Below are 22,390 nucleotides of genomic sequence, written 5' to 3'. Positions count from 1 at the left end.
GCACAGCAAGCTCGGATATTTGTCCCCAGACAAGTTTGAAACGCAGTATTACAAGCAAGCTAAACTAATTTCTTAACCTTTTTTTGTGTCCACTCTATTGACTCAAGTACAAAACTGAGCTTAAGATGAGCGAGAGTCACGGTGAAGAAGGCATTTGAAGGCTGAGAGGCTGATTTCGGAGCTTTCAGGTTAGGGAGTAAGTGGATCGAAACGAAATAGGCTCCCAAACGGAGCTTTCAGCGAATGGTGACGGAGATAGGCTCGAAAATAGCTTAAGATGAACGAGAAAGTGTTAAAACCATAGAAAAAGAAGCCCTTCAACTCCACATTCACAATGGGTTGAAAGGCTTCTTTATTTGGATTTTGGGCTAGCTCATTCCATTTTTTAAGATACGGAGCCGTCTGACTCATAACCTGCTTCCACCAAATCGAGTCGACCTGATTGGGGATCCATGATGAGGCCGTGGACAGGTAAATTTTTTGGAAGCAAGGGGTGATTTCGAATGATGTTAACACTTTTCTCGATGCCTTCGCGCACATGATTAAAACCTGTTAACCAACGAGACAAGTCGATGCCTGAATGACCAAGTGTCTCAATGACATCATCGGAGATACCTCTGTTTTTCGCTTTCGCAATCACACTCTCAGAGTTTAATCCCGTCATACCGCAATCGTAATGTCCGATAACGAATATTTCATCCGCTTCTAACTGGTAAACAGCAACGATAATACTCCGCATAACACTTCCGAAAGGATGAGAGACAATCGCTCCGGCATTTTTAATGATTTTGGCATCACCATTTTGAAGATTCATGGCTTTGGGCAGCAACTCGACCAGCCGCGTATCCATACAGGTAAGAACGACCATCCGTTTATCTGGAAATTTCGTGGTCAGAAACTCTTGATACTGCTTCGTTTCTACGAATTCCTTATTATAGTTCAAGATTTCACTAATTAAATTCATGGTTTCCCTCCAGGTAAGTTGTTGTGCTGCTTGTCTATATTCTTCGCAGCTTTATCTTTTGTCGACTAAGCTCATACCCGCGTTATAGATTTGATTATTACTCTTAAGTATATAGGATTTATTTCCTTCATGGTAGTCGATTTTCATGTTATCTTCAAAAAAGATCTCATCCTTGGCTTTATAAATGAGCTTGAAATTCTCGGTTTCAGCGGTAAGATCATCATTATTAGCTTGGGAAACTAGCCAAAGGGTAGGCACTCCGTTCACGGAGCAGCCGCAGTCTTCTGTATCAAAAACTAGCTTTAAGATAGCTTCATTCTGATCAGAAGTAAATGGTGTCAATCTATGAATTGCTGTATCGGTAAACGTGATTTTCATAAAAGTCATCTCCTTCAAATGTTTGCACAGTTAGGTTTCTAGCCAAAGCTTGTCATTATTCTATCATACCCCAGCATAAATTTGATTCTGAGTAGGGGACGAAGTATGATAAAATAAGAAACTTTTGGGAGGAGATTAGAGCATGAGTGTGCAAGCAGCCCCAGCAAAGCTGGAATCTTTCAAGGCCTATGTCCGCAAAATGAAGCAGTACGAGGAGGCCATCGCCTTAATTTATTGGGATATGCGTACCGGCGCTCCAAAAAAAGGAATAGAAACTCGTTCTGAAGTCGTCGGAGAGCTATCGACCGAGGTTTTCCGTATGTCTACATCCGATGAAATGGGAAGTTATTTGGACTTCTTCATGCAGCCTTCTGAACTAGATAAGCTCGATGCCATTTCCAAGAAAATGGTCGTAGAATGCAAAAAAGAATATGATCGCAGTAAAAAAATACCGGCCGAGAAATATCAGGCCTATGTCGTCCTTACCTCGCAAGCAGAATCCGCGTGGGAAGATGCAAAGCATAACTCCGATTGGGCTTCGTTCCAGCCTTATTTGGAGAAAATCGTAGCCACAACCCAAGAATTTATCGAGCTGTGGGGCTACGAAGGCAATAAATACAATACCTTGCTGGATATGTATGAACCGGGAATGACAGTTGAGAAATTAGATGAAGTGTTCGGTGCGCTGCGTGAAAAAGCGGTTCCCTTACTTCAGCGTATTCAAGCTTCAGCCAATCAGCCTAATCGATCCTTTTTGGATCAACAATTTGAAATTAGCAAGCAGAAGAAGTTCTCACTTTCCATTTTGAAGCAAATGCAGTATGACTTTGAAGCGGGCCGACTAGATGAAACGGTGCATCCTTTCGCGACGGCGCTGAACCCAGGTGATGTTCGGATCACGACACGCTATTTGCCAAATGACATCACGTCCGCTTTGTTCGGAACGATTCATGAGGGTGGACATGCGCTGTATGAGCAAAATATTTCAAAAGACTTAGTTGGCACAAATCTGTGCACAGGCACCTCTATGGGGATCCACGAGTCACAGTCCCGCTTCTGGGAAAATGTGATCGGCCGCAGTAAACAGTTCTGGGTTCGTTACTATGGTGAGCTGCAAACGACGTTTAGCGGGCAAATTGATGATGTAGACGTGGATTCCTTCTATCGTGCTATTAACCATATCGAGCCATCATTAATTCGTATAGAAGCCGATGAATTGACTTACAACTTACATATTATGATTCGCTATGAGCTGGAAAAAGGGTTATTCAATGGTACAATTGCCGTAGCTGATCTGCCTAAAGCTTGGAATGCCAAATACGAAGAGTATTTGGGTGTGGTTCCAGCGAATGACGGCGAGGGTGTATTGCAAGATGTGCACTGGTCTGGTGGGGCATTTGGTTATTTCCCATCCTATGCACTCGGTAACATGTACGCGGCGCAATTCACGCATACCCTTCGTAAAGAGCTTCCGAATTTCGATAGCTTGATTGCAGAAGGTAATCTAGTTCCGATCAAGGAATGGTTAACGGATAAAGTGTACCAGCATGGCAAGCTTTTGACGCCGAATGAAATTATTCGCGAAGTGACGGGGGAAGAGTTGAATCCCGACTATCTGGTTCAATACTTGGAAGAGAAGTACCAAACGGTTTACGGTATTTAAATTAATCAAAGCAGCATCTTGAGGCAGGAATATTGCCTTAGGGTGCTGTTTTTTTATATAGCTGCACAAACAGCAGGTTATGCTCTCCAAAGCACGTTTGCACATAATTTTGATGCACAAAATGCATATAGTGTGGAATCAGAAAAACAATATTAACCGACTTCTGGGCTCCTGCATAGGATACAGTACTACTTTTATCGGAGGGACGTCTATGAACAATCGGAAAAGATGGGGAGTCACATTATCCGCCGTCCTACTGCTCAGTGTAATCGTTTCGGCGTGCGGAACGAAAAGCCAAGAAACAACAAAGGTTCGTATTGGTGAGGTCACGCGATCCATCTTTTATGCACCGCAGTATGTGGCTTTATCGCAAGGGTTTTTCAAGGATGAAGGGCTTGATGTTGAATTGACCACCACACCAGGTGGCGACAAGACGATGACAGCCTTACTGTCAAACGCTATTGATGTAGCTTTAGTTGGATCGGAAACTTCGATCTACGTATCTCAACAAGGCTCGGACGATCCGGTTATTAATTTTGCTCAGCTGACACAAACGGATGGTACTTTCCTAGTCGCTCGGAAGAAAGTGGATAAGTTCGACTGGAACTCGCTCAAAGGCTCTGTTTTCCTCGGCCAACGTAAAGGCGGCATGCCTCAGATGGCAGGCGAATTCACATTGAAAAAGCACAACATCAACCCGCAAAAGGATCTCCAGCTCATTCAGAATATCGAGTTTGCTAATATCGCATCCGCGTATGCGTCGGGAACAGGGGAATATGTACAGCTCTTCGAACCGCAAGCTTCCATTATTGAGAAAGAAGGCAAGGGCTTCGTTTTGGCTTCCTTCGGCGTGGAAAGCGGACACCTGCCTTACACGGTATTTATGACCAAGCAAAGCTTCATAAAATCAAACGCAAGTACAGTTCAGAAGTTTACCAATGCAGTACAACGTGCGCAGCTTTGGGTTGCAGCAAAAAGTGTGGATGAAATCACGAATGCGGTTCTGCCTTATTTTAAAGATATCGATGTAGAAATTGTAAAAAGTGTTGTCAAGCGCTATAAGGATCAAGGATCATTCGCGACGGATGGCATTGTTGATGAACAAGAATGGAACAATTTGCTGGATGTGATGACTTCCGCAGGTGAGCTGAAAGAAAAGGTAGCTTGGAAAAAGCTAGTGAATAATACTTTTGCAGAGAAAGCGAAATCGAACGTAAAGCCCTAGTAATCAGCATTAGTCATGTCGGTGAATCGAACAGGAGGGGAGTACGAACATGGATACAGCTGTGACTGTAAAAGACGTGACGCAAGTTTATGTGACCGAGGAACGAGCTACACTTGCTGTAGAGCAGATTGATTTTGCTATCCAGCGGGGTGAATTCGTTAGTCTGATCGGTCCAAGTGGCTGTGGGAAGACAACTCTCTTGTCGATCATTGCCGGGCTCATTCGTCCGACAGTGGGTACTGTGACTGTTGCGGGAGGGATCGTGAACGGTCCATCGACAAGGGTGGGGTATATGCTTCAGCAAGATTATTTATTCCCATGGCGGACGATCGAAGATAATGCTTGTATGGGCTTAGAAATTACAGAATCTTTAACCAAAGAGAAGAAACAGGGTGTGCTTCATTTATTGGATGAGATGGCGCTGCTCGGCTTCAAAGATTATTATCCCGCTCAGCTATCCGGGGGCATGCGTCAGCGAGTCGCGTTAGTACGAACATTAGCCACAGAACCTGAACTGCTTCTGCTGGATGAACCGTTCTCCGCGCTCGATTATCAAACCAAGCTTCAATTGGAGGATTTGGTAGTAGAGACTCTTCGTGCGAAGAAGAAGACTGCACTCCTCGTGACACATGATATCTCTGAGGCAATAGCGATGAGTGATCGAATTATCGTGCTGGATCCTAATCCAGGACGAATTCGCAAAGAATTTATAATTCCACAGGAAATTCGGTCTTCTGTGCCTTTCGCAGCGCGGGAACTGCCCGATTTCCATGTACTTTTTAGATTGATTTGGCAGGAGTTTGGGGGCGTGCATCATGAGTGATGGTCAGCAGCAGGCGCGTCTCAACGAAAATGCAGACGATACGCTTACACATCAAGTTCATCAGCAATTTTTGGCTGCAAGAAAAAAGAATACGAACTATGTAAGGCTTGTTCAACTAGCCATCCTGCTGTTGTTTTTTTTCTTCTGGGAAATGGCGGCCCGTTTAAAGTGGATCGATGTGCTGCTTTTTAGTTATCCAACGAAAGTTTTTAAGCTGCTCTGGGATAAACTCCTTGATGGCAGCCTCCTTCCGCATGTGGGCGTAACGGTCGTTGAAACCATTATCGGCTTTGTGTTAGGCACATTGTTCGGTACGGCATTAGCTGTTGTGATTTGGTGGTCGCCGTTTCTCTCCCGCGTGCTTGATCCCTATATTGTTGTGCTGAATAGTATGCCTAAAGTAGCGCTTGGACCGTTATTTATCGTAGGTTTGGGTCCTGGCTTGCTTTCGATTATTGCAACTACGCTTTCGATAACAGTAATTATCACAACCCTAGTCGTGTACGGGAGCTTCAAAGAGGTGGATAACAACTATGTGAAGGTCGTCACTTTATTTGGGGGTAATCAGCGAAAAGTGTTCTTAAAAGCTATTCTCCCCGCTTCATTTCCCGCCATCGTCTCGACTTTGAAAGTGAATGTAGGCCTTGCATGGATCGGTGTGATCGTAGGCGAATTTCTCGTATCGCAAATGGGTCTTGGCTATTTGATTATATATGGTTTTCAAGTGTTTAATTTTACGCTAGTTATTTCCACGTTGTTCGTCATTGCGATTGTGGCTACAGTTATGTATCAAATTGTGTCCAATTTGGAAAAAAGAATGACAAAACATCGATAAGACTTGCCACTTTTTGCCCAAAATGAAATAATGAGCCCATAGTTAAAACCAGCAAAGAGGTGAAAAAGCTATGGGCTTTCGTGTGCTCAAAACAGCGCTAGCAGTCGTTATAGCGATGTATCTAGCGCACGTATTCGAGATAAAATCGCCTGCGGCAGCCGGACTTCTCGCTATTCTGGGTATAGAAGTGACGAAGAAAAAAGGGATTCAAAGCGCATTTCATCGGATATTAGCTTCCATGCTCGCGCTTCTCACAGGCTCTCTTCTTTTTATGGTATTGGGGTTCCATGTGTGGGTTGTCAGTATATTCATTCTCGTCGTGTTTCCCGTCCTGCATCGGCTGCGGATTACGGAGGGTGCGGTGACCGGGGCAGTTGTCATGCTGCATCTCTTCGCCTATGAATCTGCCGGATGGACGGCGGTTCTGAATGAAATGTATCTTCTGCTCATTGGATTGGGTACAGCGACACTCATCAATATCGCCTATATGCCAAAAACGGATAAAGCGATCGAGGGGCATAAGAAAAGAATCGAGGCGCTATTCTCGGATATTTTCGTAAACATGGCTAAGCATTTGAGAGACAATACCGTTGTGTGGGATGGCAAGGAACTTTTGGAAGTCAGTGAAGAGATTGATCAAGGGGCAGGGCTGGCTAAACGTACGATGGAGAATACACTCATTTTCGGAGGAGACCCCTACTTGCAGGTATATTTCTTTATGAGGGGTGAGCAGTTGGAGTCGATCCACCGGATGATCGATCTGGTTGCCCAAGTATATCAAACTTTGCCGCAGGGGGAGTGGGTGGCAGCGATTCTTGAAGATATTAGTCAAACAGTCAAGGAAGACTACTATACTGGTGAAGCCGAGAAAGAATTGCAAGTTCTGGATGCTCGTTATAAGCAGCTGCCTTTGCCGGAAAGCCGAGAAGAATTCGAGGTGCGATCTGCCATTTTACAGCTTAACAGAGAGCTTATGCAATATTTATCTATAGCCAAAAAGCAAAAAAAACAGCGCCCAGAGGCGGGTTGACTCTTAAAGATATGAGAATTTTTATATCGTAAAAATAATATAAAATAATTGTCACTCTAGACTACTGTCCTGCATACACTTGTAATGAATGATTGTATGGAGGAGGTTGAAAGGATGTCATTAGATAAAGATTTGCAAAGCAGAGAGATCATTACAAAAGCTGTCTGCGGTAAAGGTCGCAAATTTTCGCATGTAAGTCATACCGTGACTCCGCCCTTTTCTCCGACCAGTATATTGGGCGCTTGGATTATTAATAACCAATTCGAGTCGATCCAATCCGGAGAGGGCGTAGAGGTAGTTGGTACTTATGATATCAACATCTGGTATTCTTACGATCGTAACACCAAAACAGATGTAGCAAAAGAAACCGTTTCTTATGTAGAAATCGTTGGGCTAAGTTATCTGGACAAAAAACATAGGCCAACAACTGCTGAAGTATCTGCTGTCGCAACGCAAGAACCGAACTGTGTGGAAGCAAGTATCTCTTCTAGCGGCGACAGCGTAGTCATTCGGGTGGAACGGGAGTTCCAAGTTGAGTTGGTCGCTGAAACGAAAGTCTTCGTCATTGTTAGCCCGTATGGCTCCAATGACTTCGACGACAAGCATGTGGATTTCGATGACGGCGGCGACGGAGATTTCGAGGATCTTGACGCCGATCTGCTCGAGGACGAATTGGATTAAGGAATCTTATACGCCAGTGTATGCGGGTGAAAGAGATTCGGTAGAGGGCATTTGCCCTCTTTTTTGTTTTATTTCAATAAATGGGCAGTTGGATCAGATATAGGGACTGTGAGGCTGGAATGAGAACGGAGAAGGGGCAAAATGGATGGAAACATTCTTACTGCACGCACAGGAAAAAGAGGCGCTGGAGCTAGCGAATCTCATACGCATACCCAGTGGATCAAGGCTTCCGGTCGATTGGCGAGGCCAGGTCGTCATTCATTGGGGAGCTGCTCATGATGAGTGGCCGGAGAAGCAGGCGCTGCAGCCCATCAGGGCGATTCTTAGGGCACAGACGCGTTCAAAGCGGGAAGAACTGCTTCATTTGCACGGCATCAAGACTGTAGCTTGGCTTAATGACCGAAGTCCCAAGGAAGAGCGATTGGCATTTACACATAAATATAAAGTAGCCGTATTTCATTTACAGACATTGGTTGTTTATGAGAAGAAGGAGACGCTTCTCTTGACGGAGAAAGCTCTCAATGCTCAAAGACAAATAAATGCCAGTTCAGCCTACATAGAAGTTACACCAGATCGTGCGAATTTTCATGTACGTAGGGCTAGCCGTGAATCTGTAAAAGCTGTCTATGCGCTCGGCCTAGACTATGGCCTTGTCACCATAGGTGTATTGCCTAGCGGGCACACCTTGGTATTGGATGTGGATCCCGTTCCTAAACTGAACGGGAAGCTGGCGCAGTTGTTCGCGCAGGCGATCGATCGCTATGAGATCGCCATCGCGAAGGAGCTGCGACGCGAGGAGAGGACGATGCTCGGCAGCGACCCGGAGTTCCTGCTGCTCAGCCCGCAGGGCAAGGTCGTCTTCGCCGACCGCTTCCTGACGCGGGACGGCGAAGTTGGCTGCGATGCCGTTGTGCTCAGCGGGCATCGCTTGATCCTGCCGCTGGCGGAGCTGCGCCCCCAGCCAAGCACAGACCCGCGCGAGCTGGCGAGGAACCTGCGATCTACGATGCAGCTCGCCGCGCGGAAGATCGACGACGAGAGCCTCTCGTGGCTCTCGGGCGGCATGCCGGTGGGGGGCTACCCCCTCGGCGGACATATCCACTTCAGCCGCTGCTGGCTGAATGGGCATTTACTGCGCGCGCTCGATAACTACCTCGCGCTGCCCTTGATCTTGATCGAGGGCGACACGACGCGAGAGCGCCGCCCTCGATATGGCTTCCTGGGCGACTTCCGCAAGAAGTCGCATGGGGGCTTTGAGTACCGCACCCTGCCGAGCTGGATGCAGTCGCCTGATATCACGCGCGGTGTATTCGCGCTATCCTCGCTAATTGCTGACAATTACTGGCTGCTGCCTCGGCAGCCCTTGCAGGATCCGGATATACAAGCGGCCTACTATCGTGGGGATAAGCAGCGGCTTCAAGCCACAGTTGGGAAGCTTTGGCAGGATCTTGAGCAGCTGAAGGGCTATGACCTATTCGCTGCCGTTTTGGAACGTCTCCGAGAAAGAATCATGTCAATGGAGCCATGGAACGAAAGAGCTGATTTTCGCAAAGCTTGGAAAATTGCACCCTACCATCGTAAAGAAGCTTTTGAAGAACAAATCATGTTATAATAGTGTATCTATAAGAGATTTGAAATGGTTTTAATCTGTGCATCGGGATTCACATTTTGATGCTGCATTTACAGTTGGATAAGAGCCTCCAGAAGCTGCTATTTTACATATAAGTGATGCAAGTTGATGGATAGCGGTCTTTAGGGGCTCTTATATCGAGAAATCATTGGAAAATGAAGCGTATCTGATCAGATAAGAGCCTTTAGAGGCTCGTCCTCTGACATTCTTTTTTGCACACATATGAAAATGAAGTTTGGTAGTTTCATAGATTTTTGACAATGAATATAGTGATTGGTTGGAGGAACGCAAGGTGGCCCAATATACGCCGATGATTCAGCAATACTTGGCCGTGAAGGCGCAAGTCCCGGATGCTTTTTTGTTTTTTCGTCTGGGTGATTTCTATGAAATGTTTTTTGATGATGCGATCAATGCTTCACGAGAGTTGGAGATTACGTTAACAGGTAGAGAAGGCGGCGGCGACGAGAAAATCCCTATGTGCGGTGTCCCTCATCACGCGGCGGACAATTACATGTCTCGGTTAATCGAGAAAGGGTATAAAGTCGCCATATGCGAGCAAGTTGAGGACCCTGCTGAAGCCAAAGGTGTGGTGCGACGTGAGATTGTTCGCATCGTTACGCCGGGGACCGTTATGGATAGCAAGCTTCTAGGCGAATCGAGCAACAATTACATCGTTTCCCTAGTGAGTCAGGAACATGGTTATGCTTTTACGGCATGCGATATTTCAACGGGGGAGTTATATACAACACGGCTTTCTAACTCATGGGAACTCGTCGTTGATGAACTCAATGTATACAACCCTTCGGAGATTATTACGGATAATGGCTTATTAACGACAATTCGGGAAACAGGCCTCACTTGGGGACGAAGTACGGTGCTAACGGAATGGACTCAAGTGGATGAAAAACTGCTGGATGAGCATTTTGCTGAGGATGCCGCACTGCCTGGTTTATCCGCTTTGAACCGTCAAGGCGTTGCCTTGCTGCTTGCTTATTTAAAAGAAACGCAAAAACGAGCATTGACCCATGTGAAGCATATCCGGGTATATGAGCCCGATCAATTCATGACGATGGATCCTTTTACGCGTAGAAATCTTGAACTCGTAGAAACGGTACGTGAACGAGCGAAAAAAGGTTCTTTGCTTTGGCTGCTCGACAAAACAGTAACAGCGATGGGCGCTCGGATGTTGCGCCGTTGGATCGAAAAACCGCTCATGAGCGTTTCCCGCATCGAAGAGCGTCTGGAAGCTGTCAATCTGCTCTACAATCAGCTCATTATCAGAGAAGATGTGAAGCAAGCGTTGAAGGAAGTCTACGATTTGGAGCGTTTAGTTGCTCGTATTTCCTACGGGAATGCCAATGCTCGCGATATGATCGCACTCAAGCACTCCTTGCAGCAGGTTCCGCTGCTTCAAGAAGTCTGTGCAGCTTCCGGTTCCGAAACGCTTCGCAAACTCGTCGAAAATATGGATGCCTGTGAAGATGTTATGTCGTGGATTGCTAGCGCCATTGAGGACGAGCCACCTGTATCCATTCGGGATGGCGGCATGATCCGCGAAGGCTACCAGCCATACTTAGATCAACTCCGGGAAGCAAGTAAGAACGGAAAGCAGTGGATCGCTGAGCTCGAGCGTCAGGAGCGGGAGGCGACGGGCATCAAGTCGCTCAAAATCGGCTACAACAAAGTGTTCGGATACTTTATTGAGGTCACCAAAGCGAACATGTCCGCGCTGCAGGAAGGCCGCTACGAACGCAAGCAGACGCTTGCGAATGCCGAGCGCTACGTAACGCCGGAGCTCAAAGAGAAAGAAGCGCTCATTCTGGAAGCGCAGGATAAAATGGTTGATCTGGAGTATGAGCTGTTCACGGAGCTTCGCGACCGGATCTCTGAGCATATCTCCAGATTACAGAAGCTGGCGGAAGTGATCGCTACCGCCGACGTTTATCAGTCGCTGGCGACGGTCAGCGCAGCGCATCACTACCGCAAGCCGGAGATCGGCGAAGGCTTCGATCTCGAGATTGAAGAAGGCCGCCACCCTGTGGTGGAAGCGGTCATTCAAGACGGCTCGTTCATCGCGAACGAAACGAGCCTGCTGTTAGATGAGGGCCGCATTCTGCTTATTACCGGACCGAACATGGCCGGTAAGAGTACATATATGCGGCAGGTCGCTGTGATCTGCCTGATGGCGCAGATCGGCTGTTTCGTACCTGCCAGATCTGCTCGCATTCCGGTCACCGACCGAATCTTCACGCGGATCGGCGCTGCCGATGATCTGATCGGCGGTCAGAGTACGTTCATGGTCGAGATGATGGACATCCAAGTGATGACCGAAAAGGCAACGAGCAAGAGCCTCGTCATCATCGATGAGCTTGGCCGCGGCACCTCGACCGGGGAAGGGATGGCGATCGCGCAAGCGGTAATCGAGTTCCTGCATGACCAGATCGGCTGCAAGACGCTCGTTTCGACGCATTTCCACGAGCTTGCGCATCTGGAAGAAAGCCTCGGGCATCTGCGCAATCACTGCATGGCCGTGAAAGAAAGCGGCAGGCAGGTGACCTTCCTGCGCAAGCTCATTCCCGGAGCAGCGAGTACGAGTTACGGCATCTACTGTGCCGAAATCGCGGGGCTGCCCGATGCCATCATTCAGCGCTCCTATGAGCTGCTGAATGGGTTTGAAGAGCGGGCGGCGGGTGCTGCGCAGATCGCCGCAACGACGGCTTCCGCCCCGCCAGCGGCAGCTCCTATACAGCAGCTGTCCCTCTTCGCGGAAGACAGCACGGCAAACACGGCTGTCAAGAAGAAGCAGCCGGACAGCAAATCTCAGCTGGTGCTTGACCAGCTGAAAGGGATCGATTTAATCAATATGACGCCGCTGCAGGCGCTCAATTTAGTATACGAATGGAAGCAAAAGCTGCAATAAGCTTGTTTCCCTAATTATATATTCGAGGAGAGACGCACATGAAAGATCAACCAAGAATGAAAACAATGAAGATTACCCTAGCACTGGCGTCGGCTCTTATGACGGTCCTGCCCTTGAATGCGTTGGCACAAGAAGATTTACAAACACAGCAAGTCAGAGAAATCATTGGCAAGCTGCATGTGAGTGGTGTAACGGAAGAAGCGTTAGCTAATCAAAGCATTAAGCAAATGGTAGAAGGTCTGAAAGATCCATATACCGTCTTTTTCAGCCAAGAAGAGTACGGTCAGTTCTCCAGTTCCTTAGAAAATAATTATGTTGGTATGGGCGCTCGAATCGGGATTGATGACAAGGGCGTGTATTTATCCGAGGTTTTTGCAGGTTCATCTGCTGAATTAGCGGGCTTGCAGCGGGACGACTATGTCCGTGCCGTGGATGGGGCTCCTGCTTCTACGACCTCTATTGATGAAGTCAGAAACAAAATCGTTGGCGTAGCGGGGACGAAAGTTAATGTTACCGTTCAACGCGGTGACAAAGAATTAACCGTAGAGATTACGCGTAAAGGGATCAATGTACCTGAAGTGTATAGCAAGAGCTTCACGAATGGTGTTGGTTACATTCAAATAACGGATTTCTCAAGCGATGCGGACGAGGATTTTGATAAACAGCTTACGGATCTGCAGGCAAAAGGTTTGAAATCTTTGATTCTAGATGTTCGTAATAATCCAGGAGGTCTTGTGGATACGGCTCAGAACATTGCCAAGCATTTTGTCAAAGAAGGCGTTCTGATTCATACAAGAGACCGCAATGGTGTGGATGATCCGGTGTTGATCACGGGCGGAACAGAATTGTCTATTCCTGTTTACATTTTAGCCAATGAATATAGCGCAAGCGCTTCGGAAGTGCTGTCAGGCGCTCTGCAGGACTATAATGTTGCCAAAGTAATCGGTATGCAAACGTACGGCAAAGGAAGTGTACAACAGCTTTATCAATTGGATAAAGACAGTGCGCTGAAAGTAACGGTTGAAGAGTATTTGACGCCGAATAAGCGTAAAGTGAACAAAGTCGGAATCACGCCGGATATCAAAGTGGACGGGGCTTCTGCTCAATTGATTACCGCATTACAGACAGTGGGGATCACAGATATTAACGTCGAGATTTCCAAGCACAAAGTAACTTATAACGGTGTGGAAATAGGAAGTGGATTCGCTAATTTCCATGAAAATGGCAAATTATATGCATCAACACGCGGCCTAGCGGCACTTGTTGGAGCTACGATTACATGGAACGAGGCGACACGAACGGTCGATATTTCCGATAGTAAAGGAACGCATGCCATCCCTGTTGAGACGGACAAGCTAATCATTGAAAATGGGACTAGCTACGTCAATGTTGATCTTTTCGATGATTATTTTCCACAGCTGCAAGTGAAGGATCAAGGAGAGAATGTTTCCATCCGTGCTGTAAAGGGGAACTAAGAATTATGGGCAAAATCCAGCTCTTAAGCGAACATATTGCGAACCAAATCGCCGCAGGGGAAGTAGTTGAACGACCTTCTTCTGTGGTGAAAGAACTCGTCGAGAACTCGGTGGATGCCGGCAGTACTCGGATTGATGTGACGATTGAAGAGGGTGGTCTTCAGCTGATTCGGGTGTCCGATAACGGCTCTGGTATGGCTTTGGAAGATTGCGAATTAGCTTTTCAGCGTCATGCCACAAGTAAAATCGCGACAAGCAAAGACTTATTCTCGATACGAACGTTAGGTTTCCGTGGCGAGGCTTTGCCGAGTATAGCTTCCGTGTCTAGGTTAGAGTGTGTCACTAGCTCTACGAATGATGGACTGGGGCGGAAAATCTCCATTGAAGGCGGCACGATTCGCAGTGTCGAAGAAACGGCTGCTTCACGCGGGACTGAAGTGTCAGTGAGGGAATTATTTTATAACACGCCGGCACGATTAAAATATATGAAAACGATTCAAACCGAGCTTGGCCATATCTCTGATTATTTGTACAGATTAGCGCTGGCTCACCCTGGTATCGCCTTTTCGTTGAAACATAATAGCAATCTCCTGCTTCAAACGTTGGGCAACGGAGACTTGCTCCAGGTCATCGCCGGCATTTACGGCACGGCAGTCGGCAAGCAAATGCTTCCTCTCCAAGTGGAAAGCTTGGATTATACGATCACGGGCTTCGTGGCAAAGCCCGAAATGACCCGCGCGAACCGTGGCGGCATCTCGACCATTGTGAATGGTCGTTACGTGCGCAATTTCGCGCTGAATCAAGCGCTGCTGCAGGGATATCATACCCTGCTGCCGATCAACCGCTATCCCGTGGCCGTGCTGCACATCGGGATGGATCCTGCCTTAGTGGATGTGAATGTGCATCCATCTAAGCTTGAGGTCCGCTTCAGTAAAGAGGCGGAGCTAACCGCGTTAATCGAAGCCGAAGTGAAGCGGCTATTTGGACGGCAGGTGCTGATCCCGCAAGGGATGAAGCCAGCAGCACCTAAGGGTGCATACGTGCAGGAACAGCTGGATCTCACAAGAACGGTTGAGCCAGCAACTGGATCAAGCGCATCTACTCCGGCAGCTTCATCTGCGATACCTACACCGCTTCCTGATTCTACGATACAGCATGTATCCGTGGATTCAGATAGCATGGTTTTGCCGCAAGTAAAAGAGGTCGGTACAACGTATCGACCAGAATCGGTATCAACATCCCGGCCACCTATCGTAGAGCCGCAGAGAAGCTCCACAGCTTCCACAGCTTCTGGAACATCCGGAGCTTCATATTCGAGCCGTCCGACATCACCATCAAACAACAGCTACACGTCCCCTGCTGGAAGCAATCCCAGAAGTACGTCCATTCAGCAGCAGCGCCGGACAAACGAAGCGTTCATGGACCTACTGCCCTCCAAACAGGAAGGCGAGTCACCCATGCTTCCCGCTTTTCCAAGATTGGACCCGATCGGTCAAATGCATGGCACTTATTTGGTCGCCCAAAACGAAGAAGGCCTGTTCCTGATTGATCAGCATGCTGCGCATGAACGAATTAATTATGAATATTATTACGAGCGTTTTGGCAATCCTGCTGAGGCAAGCCAAGAATTGCTCGTTCCCATTACATTAGAATTTACACCGTCTGAAGCAGGCATTATTGCCGAGAAGCTGTCGCTTTTTGAGCAGGCCGGCGTGTATATGGAGGCCTTCGGAGGGAATACGTTTCTGGTCCGTGCGCATCCACACTGGTTTCCGTCAGGAGAAGAGAAGGGGATCGTCGAAGAAATGTGTGAGTGGGTCCTCAGCGAGAGAAAGGCTGTAGACATCGCCAAACTAAGAGAAAAGGCGGCTATTATGTGCTCTTGCAAAGCATCGATCAAAGCGAATCAAGGACTTAGTGTTCTTGAGATGGAAACGCTGATCGACCGACTATCAGGCTGCCGTAATCCCTACACATGCCCGCACGGAAGGCCAATTGTCGTCAGCTTTACGACTTATGAACTGGAAAAAATGTTTAAGAGAGTGATGTAAACCCGTGTTAGTGACAACATCGTATAATCCGTCCAGTGGTTTATTGGACAAAGCAGTGCGACTGGCTGCTGCGTATGGCGGCCAAGTCGTGCCCCGAAGGAAGTATTCTTTGGAACATCTTAGGAATAATTATAAGGATGATTCCCTTTTGCTTGTGACCAGAGATGAGATCAGGTACTATGGAGATGACCAACCTGCGTACTTTTTTCATCCAAGTATGGCCCTCGTTCGTGTCAAACGTATGCAGCGAGGCGAGGCTGATTTGTTAATTGAGGCTTCCGGTACAGGAATTGGCGATCATATCGTGGATTGTACAGCAGGCTTAGCGTCGGATTCAATCGTGTTCTCCTTTGCTGTTGGTCCACAAGGAAGCGTCACGGCACTCGAAAGCGAAAAGATTCCAGCTATGTTGATTCAAGAAGGTTTAGCTGTTTATGAATCGGAAATTCCCGAGCTTAACGAGGCTATGAGGCGCATCACGGTTAGAAAGACACATCACCTCGCGTATTTGCAGCAACTGGCACCACAAAGCGTAGATGTTGTCTATTTTGATCCGATGTTTCGCAGTCCGATTGAGGAATCTCAAGCAATCTCTCATCTTAGACGCAATGCGAACGATGAAGCTGTCAGTATGGCATCTATCGAAGAGGCTAAAAGAGTTGCACGTAAGAGCATTGTGCTCAAAGAAAACAGAGACAGTAAAGAATTTGCCCGGCTCGGGTTCGAGCATGTATTGCGATCGACGACCAAAACAACGTATGGAGTGATTCGACTGTGTTAGCCCCATCAGCCAAGCCGAAATTACTCGTGCTACTAGGTCCCACGGCAGTTGGTAAGACCAAGCTAAGTTTAGAAATTGCGCAGAAGTTTGGCTGCGAAATTATTTCCGGAGATTCCATGCAAGTCTATCGAGGTATGGATATTGGAACAGCCAAAGCGAGTGAAGCTGAGCAGGAGCTTGTCCCGCATCATTTGATTGATATTCATGATCCTTCCTATCCCTTTTCGGCGGCGGAGTTTCAAGAGCGTGTAAAGGCTTTGATTCTGGACATTCATTCACGTGGGAAGCTTCCATTTATTGTTGGAGGTACAGGCCTTTATATCGAGTCTGTGTGTTACGATTATCAATTCACGGAAGTCAGTATGGATGAAGCGTTCCGCCAAGAGCAGGAAGCGTTCGCCACTGAGCATGGGGACAAGGCGCTGCATCAGAAGCTGCGTGATATTGATCCAGAGAGCGCTAATCGACTTCATGCCAATGATCGTAGACGTGTAATACGAGCTCTTGAGATTTATTATATCTCTGGTGAAACGATGACAACCCATTTGGCGTCCCAGAAAAAAGAGTCTCCCTACGAACTATGTATCATTGGATTGACGATGGATCGCGCACTGCTGTACAAGCGAATTGAGGAACGTATCGATGCGATGATGCAGGAGGGGCTTATCGAGGAAGTTCAATCGATTCTAGCCGCAGGCTGTCCAAAGCAGGCGATTTCTATGCAAGCACTCGGTTATAAAGAAATCGTCAGCTATCTCGAAGGCGAATTGAGTTTAGAGGAAGCGGTAACGCTGCTCAAGCGTGACACGCGCCGATTTGCCAAGCGCCAATTGTCATGGTTTCGGCATATGAAAGACATTCATTGGGTGGATGTGACGGAATCAGCAAATTTTTCTGCCCATTTCCAAATTATTAATGATATACTAGCAGGAAAGTTTGTACATAAAATTGAATATAATTAACAAATACACCAATAGAAAATAGCGCCTTCTGGCGATAGTTTCATTCCATTAAGGGGGACCACTGATGAACAGATCCATTAATATCCAGGACAATTTTCTTAATCAACTACGTAAAGAAAGCATTCCCGTTACCGTATATTTAACGAATGGGTTTCAAATCAGAGGACTAATTCGCGCTTTTGACAACTTCACGATCATCATTGACAGTGAAGGCCGTCAACAAATGGTTTACAAACATGCCATCTCTACCTTCACGCCGCAACGAGCTGTTTCTTTAATGGCTGCTGCTGAAGCTTCGGAATAATCCGTACTCGTACGTTTTGTTTTGCAACTTTTTTATGGACTGAATCGTCTAACCGAATAGATACTTGTGGGAGCAACCTTGTTTAAGGTTGTTCTTTTGTTGGTTACTACAATAGAGAAATGAACAACGAGGGAGTCGATGGATTTGGAGAAACCTACGAATAAGCAAACAACTGCGAATACAAAGACGAAACCACAAGGAAGCAACAAAGGCTCTAAGAAAAAGAGATTTAATGTTCGTCAATTTATTATGGGTTCGATTATTGTTGCCATTCTGGCTATTATTTGTGCAATGGGTATTTATATCGTCGTTATTATGAACGGTTTTAAGATTCTCGATAACAATATTGATAAGATTGATACGGCTAGTGAATCGACGCTCATTTATGCGCAAGAAGAAGGAAAAGATAAGCCTGCAACGGAAATTGGTAAAATCTATAAAGGTGAAAATCGAGAAAGTGTGAACATCAAAGATGTTCCGGAGCGATTAAAGCAAGCTTTCATTGCAACGGAAGATCGTCGGTTTAACGAGCATGCAGGCGTTGATTTAAGATCCATTGGACGTGCGCTTGTCAAAGATATTATTCATATGAGCGCTGTAGAGGGTGGAAGTACAATTACCCAGCAGCTTGCAAAAAATGTGTTTCTTAGTTCCGAGAAAACAGCTTTTCGTAAAGGGACGGAAATGTCGATCGCTTTTGCTTTGGATGAACGGTTTAGTAAGGATGAGATTCTTGAAAAGTATTTAAATCGTATTTTCTTCGGCAGTAACGCTTATGGCATCAAAGCGGCAGCCAAGGTGTATTTCGGCAAATCCAACCTGAATGAATTAGAGGTATGGGAAATGGCAACGCTAGCTGCTTTGCCAAAAGCGCCATCGAGATATTCGCCACTGCAGCATCCGGACTTATCAAAGGAACGCCGTGCTGTTGTTCTTAAGCTGATGACCGATCAAGGCTATATTACAGAGGCTGAGCGTGCGAAAGCAGCAGCTGTGGATTATGTTCCGCCAGCAGCGGCTAGTCAAAGCACTAAGGATTATGCGACTTACTTGGATTATGTGGTAGATGAAGCAGAGAGTATGTATGGTATCGATGAAGATGAGTTGCTGACCAAGGGCTACCGCATCTATACGACAATGAATCCGAAAGCGCAAAAAGTGATGGAGCAGACTTATGCAAATCCAAGCTTTTTCCAGAAGGATGCTTCTGATGGTCAAAAGATTCAGAGTTCCATGGTTATTGTGGATAACAAAACAGGCGGTTTAATGGCGTTGATAGGCGGCCGGGATTACAAACAAAGAGGCTTCAGTCGCGTGTATTCCAAAAGACAACCAGGCTCTTCGTTCAAGCCGATAGCGGCTTATGGTCCTGCACTAGAGAGTGGGAATTATACGCCGTATTCCATTCTCGATGATTCGCAGACGACTTTCGGTAACGGAACTTACTCCCCACGTAACTATGACCGTGTAACACATGGGCAAGTAACGATGTTTGAGGCAGTCAAAAAGTCCTATAATTTGGCTCCTGTTTGGCTTTTAGATCAAATTAAAGTGTCTAAAGCGATTGAATTTGCGAATAAGATCGGGACTCCCCTCAACAAACAAAAGGATCAAAACTTGTCCATTGCGTTGGGCGGACTTACGGATGGCGTTTCTCCATTACAAATGGCGACGGCGTATACAGCTTTTGCTAACCAAGGGTTGCAAAATAAAACTCACGCGATTCTACGCATTACGGATGTGCAAGGCAAAGAAATTGCTGCTTACAAGCCAGAGAAGAAACAGGTTATTCAACCTAAAACAGCTTATTATATGACGCTGCTGCTTCAGGGCGTTGTAGAACCAGGCGGTACGGGGACCAAAGCTAAATTCAATCGTCCTGTAGCCGGCAAAACGGGTACAACTGGACTAGACATCAAGGGAATTGAACAATATGATCGTGATGTTTGGTTTGTAGGCTATACGCCGGAGTGGACTGCAGCCGTTTGGGAAGGCTTCGATAAAGTAGATGCGAAGCACTATGTCACAATCGGCAGCGGAAGCCCGTCGGCTATTTTTAAAGAAGTGATGTCGAAGTCGCTAGAAGGCCGACCTGTGACGAACTTCGTGAAGCCTGATAATGTGCCTAATCTAACGGAACCGCCAAAAGGGATTGCGGATTTAACTGCTGTATATGTACCTGAAACAAAGATGGTTAAACTAACCTGGACATCTCTGGGCGAAAAAATCGCTTATCAATTGTATCGCAAAGGTGCTAGTGAAGCAGAGCCAAAGATGCTGATCCAAACGCCAACAGCTGTTATTGATGATTCCACCACGAACAGCGGTGAGACGTATCAATATTACATTGTACCGATTAATTTGGACTCAAATACTGAGGGAGCCAAATCCAATGTAGCTTCCGTCGAAATACCGAAGGATGGAACGCTACCTGACGGTACCAAGCCGTCACCATCGATCTCGCCGTCAACATCACCTGGGAAGGATCCTCTAGAGCCAACACAGTCGCCGGGTACGAAGCCTTCGCCATCGCCCGGAAGCACCAATAAGCCTGGCGCTAGTCCGACTCCAAGTGCCAGCATCAGTCCAAGTCCTACTCCTACCCCATCTCCGGCTAACAAGCCGGTTGATGGTACCGAGGAAAAACCGAAGGATGGCAAGCAAGACGGTGGACAGAATATTGTGCCGAAATTATAGTAACTTGTTTGTTGCTTGACTGAAGGTCTTTTTAACCGAATTGGTCCGAAGCCACAAAGGTCGTTAGCGATGATTTTCATGCTTTAGTAGGCAAGGGCTCATATTTTGATGTTGCATGAAAAACAGAGACCGTCGATTCATTCATCTAATCTTGCCCTGCATTGAGGTGTCTTAGATCGGGTTCAATCTTCAACTATGCTCAATTGAGGTTGCTAGATGAATGAATCCATGTTCGCAGATGAATGATGTTGTAGCAAGTGCAACAATTAGCTGAATGACTCTAAAATCGGATTTTGGAGTTTTGTTGAGAGACATAATGAATCAATCGACAGTCTCAAACAACCTTATGTAACACGGTTTGATCTTAAGTAGAGATGAACATGCTAGTTAGGGATTTATTTCATCCTTAAAGTCCATAGGTCTAGCCTATAATCCTTTTTTAACGATGAAAAACAGCTTTATGAGGGAACAACAGACCCGCATTCCGCGGGTCCCACACTAAACCTACATACTATTGACGGAGGAATTTTCAATGAACTTGCCTTTCAACATGCTTAAACCTACTAAGCTTCTACCGCTCACGTTGATCGCGTTAACTTTAATCGCGTCGGCCTGCGGCAACAAACCTACCGAATCTGCCGGCGGAACAACAACGCCTAAGAGCGGCGCAACAGCACCTGCTGCTTCTTCTGCAGCATCGCCAGCGGCATCGCCAACTGCAGCTCCTAAGCAATGGAGCAAAGCGCCAGATATGACGATCGATCCGAACAAAACGTATCAAGCTGTAGTAACAACGTCCAAAGGAACATTTACCATTGATCTGTTTGCTAAGGAAGCTCCGAAGACCGTTAACAATTTTGTGTTCCTGTCCAAAGAAGGCTTTTATAACAATGTGACGTTTCACCGTATTATCAAAACGTTCATGATTCAAACAGGAGATCCGCTTGGGACAGGCAGAGGCGGTCCCGGCTACAAGTTTGCAGATGAGCTGAAAACATCGCATAAATATGAACCCGGCATTGTCGCAATGGCGAATTCCGGCCCCAATACGAATGGCAGTCAGTTTTTCATTTGTTCGGGAGAAGATTGTGCAAATCTCAATAAAAAACCGGACTATTCGATTTTTGGCAAAGTAACGTCAGAAGGCATGGCAACAATAGCTAAAATTGCTGAAACACCTGTTGAGATGGGTGGCGAGTCCTCACCAAGCAAGCCAAAAGAAAAAGTAACGATTAACGCGATCGCCATTAAAGAAAAATAGAATATCATATTCTAACAGTTAAGGTTGGATAGGAGAGAAAACCGCGTGAAACAGCCATGTTTATTGTTCCATGGATTCACCGGTGGACCTTATGAGGTTGAGCCTTTAGCACGGCATTTACGTGAACGCGGGCATCTTTGTGAGGTTCCGAGACTCCCATGGAACGGAGAATCCTGTCATCAATTAAAAGTATCACATTGGGAAGATTGGGTACGCGAAGCTGAAGAGCATGCGGAGAGAATGACGATCCAATATGGATCATTTGATATGGTAGGCTTCTCGATGGGTGGGCTGCTGGCCGCTTATTTATCCGTTCGATATCCAGTTCGCAGGCTGATCCTTTTGAACACGGCAGTCATTTATGTCAGTCCTAGAAGAATGCTGGATGTCATTCGAGATGAGTGGAAATATCAAAGGAAAATCAGCTTTATTAAAGCGAAATCCACACCGCTAAGAGCTACCTGGCAGTTTACGCGACTTGTTCGGCATTTGAAACCAGAACTAAGTCAGGTAAGCATACCAACACTCATCGCTCAGTCTGAAAAAGATCAGGTTATTCATCCGCAAAGTGCGCGGTACATCTATAGTAAGCTAAAAGGACAGCGAGAGCTCCATTGGCATTCCAGATCTAATCATTTGATCTGTCTGAGTGAGGATGCAGGCACGTTGTTTCGTCAAGTTAGTGCATTTTTGGATAAGGAGTAGCAAGG

The 22,390-nt window shown here is 46.6% G+C and carries 18 protein-coding genes; 16 read left to right on the top strand and 2 right to left on the bottom strand.

The annotated features are described in order from the left end of the window. Positions 1-385: 385 nt before the first annotated feature. A complete protein-coding gene (locus tag AC58UU_RS26280; protein WP_497320070.1) occupies positions 386-964 on the bottom strand; it encodes a beta-class carbonic anhydrase in 579 nt (192 codons plus the stop codon). 51 nt (positions 965-1,015) lie between these two features. Next, entirely contained in the window at positions 1,016-1,342 is a 327-nt protein-coding gene (locus AC58UU_RS26275; protein ID WP_497320069.1) for an iron-sulfur cluster biosynthesis family protein, read from the bottom strand. Positions 1,343-1,484: 142 nt separating this feature from the next. Between AC58UU_RS26275 and AC58UU_RS26270 the strand changes: the two genes are divergently transcribed. From AC58UU_RS26270 to AC58UU_RS26195, 16 genes are all read left to right on the top strand, one after another. Further along, complete coding sequence (locus AC58UU_RS26270) at positions 1,485-3,005, top strand: carboxypeptidase M32 (protein WP_497320067.1); 1,521 nt, start codon at positions 1,485-1,487, stop codon at positions 3,003-3,005. A gap of 211 nt (positions 3,006-3,216) precedes the next feature. Continuing rightward, complete coding sequence (locus AC58UU_RS26265; RefSeq protein WP_497320066.1) at positions 3,217-4,230, top strand: ABC transporter substrate-binding protein; 1,014 nt, start codon at positions 3,217-3,219, stop codon at positions 4,228-4,230. A 49-nt stretch (positions 4,231-4,279) separates the two neighbouring features. Beyond that, positions 4,280-5,053 carry an ABC transporter ATP-binding protein gene (locus AC58UU_RS26260; RefSeq protein WP_497320065.1) on the top strand — a complete coding sequence of 258 codons (774 nt, stop codon included), beginning with the start codon at positions 4,280-4,282 and terminating at the stop codon, positions 5,051-5,053. Continuing rightward, positions 5,046-5,888: an ABC transporter permease gene (locus AC58UU_RS26255; protein WP_497320064.1), complete on the top strand. Its 843-nt coding sequence runs from the start codon at positions 5,046-5,048 to the stop codon at positions 5,886-5,888. Before AC58UU_RS26260 ends, AC58UU_RS26255 begins: the two co-directional genes overlap by 8 nt. 70 nt (positions 5,889-5,958) lie before the next feature. Then, entirely contained in the window at positions 5,959-6,918 is a 960-nt protein-coding gene (locus AC58UU_RS26250; RefSeq protein WP_497320062.1) for an aromatic acid exporter family protein, read from the top strand. A 114-nt stretch (positions 6,919-7,032) separates the two neighbouring features. Further along, a complete protein-coding gene (gene cotE, locus AC58UU_RS26245) occupies positions 7,033-7,599 on the top strand; it encodes an outer spore coat protein CotE (protein ID WP_497320060.1) in 567 nt (188 codons plus the stop codon). 145 nt (positions 7,600-7,744) lie between these two features. After that, positions 7,745-9,211, top strand: coding sequence for a putative amidoligase domain-containing protein (locus AC58UU_RS26240; protein WP_497320059.1), 1,467 nt, complete (start codon positions 7,745-7,747; stop codon positions 9,209-9,211). A 310-nt stretch (positions 9,212-9,521) separates the two neighbouring features. Further along, positions 9,522-12,149 carry a DNA mismatch repair protein MutS gene (mutS, locus tag AC58UU_RS26235; protein WP_497320057.1) on the top strand — a complete coding sequence of 876 codons (2,628 nt, stop codon included), beginning with the start codon at positions 9,522-9,524 and terminating at the stop codon, positions 12,147-12,149. 38 nt (positions 12,150-12,187) lie between these two features. Continuing rightward, a complete protein-coding gene (locus tag AC58UU_RS26230; protein WP_497320055.1) occupies positions 12,188-13,624 on the top strand; it encodes a S41 family peptidase in 1,437 nt (478 codons plus the stop codon). 5 nt (positions 13,625-13,629) lie between these two features. Then, on the top strand, positions 13,630-15,675 hold the full coding sequence (gene mutL, locus AC58UU_RS26225; RefSeq protein WP_497320053.1) for a DNA mismatch repair endonuclease MutL: 2,046 nt from the start codon (positions 13,630-13,632) through the stop codon (positions 15,673-15,675). A 10-nt stretch (positions 15,676-15,685) separates the two neighbouring features. Beyond that, positions 15,686-16,456: a class I SAM-dependent methyltransferase gene (locus tag AC58UU_RS26220; RefSeq protein WP_497320051.1), complete on the top strand. Its 771-nt coding sequence runs from the start codon at positions 15,686-15,688 to the stop codon at positions 16,454-16,456. Continuing rightward, positions 16,450-17,418: a tRNA (adenosine(37)-N6)-dimethylallyltransferase MiaA gene (miaA, locus tag AC58UU_RS26215; RefSeq protein WP_497320049.1), complete on the top strand. Its 969-nt coding sequence runs from the start codon at positions 16,450-16,452 to the stop codon at positions 17,416-17,418. The genes AC58UU_RS26220 and miaA overlap by 7 nt, the downstream gene beginning before the upstream one ends. Positions 17,419-17,482: 64 nt before the next feature. Beyond that, positions 17,483-17,722 (top strand): RNA chaperone Hfq, encoded by a 240-nt coding sequence (gene hfq, locus AC58UU_RS26210; RefSeq protein ID WP_029193229.1) that lies wholly within the window; start codon positions 17,483-17,485, stop codon positions 17,720-17,722. Between the two features lie 138 nt (positions 17,723-17,860). Continuing rightward, entirely contained in the window at positions 17,861-20,419 is a 2,559-nt protein-coding gene (locus AC58UU_RS26205; RefSeq protein ID WP_497320047.1) for a transglycosylase domain-containing protein, read from the top strand. Between the two features lie 532 nt (positions 20,420-20,951). Further along, positions 20,952-21,680 carry a peptidylprolyl isomerase gene (locus AC58UU_RS26200; RefSeq protein ID WP_497320046.1) on the top strand — a complete coding sequence of 243 codons (729 nt, stop codon included), beginning with the start codon at positions 20,952-20,954 and terminating at the stop codon, positions 21,678-21,680. Between the two features lie 45 nt (positions 21,681-21,725). Continuing rightward, positions 21,726-22,385: an alpha/beta hydrolase gene (locus AC58UU_RS26195; RefSeq protein WP_497320044.1), complete on the top strand. Its 660-nt coding sequence runs from the start codon at positions 21,726-21,728 to the stop codon at positions 22,383-22,385. The last annotated feature ends 5 nt before the right edge of the window (positions 22,386-22,390 follow it).

This window comes from Paenibacillus sp. JT22N1, assembly GCF_059692155.1.
The sequence above is the reverse complement of the archived record's forward strand: the minus strand, read 5'-3'. Positions and strand labels throughout refer to the sequence as shown.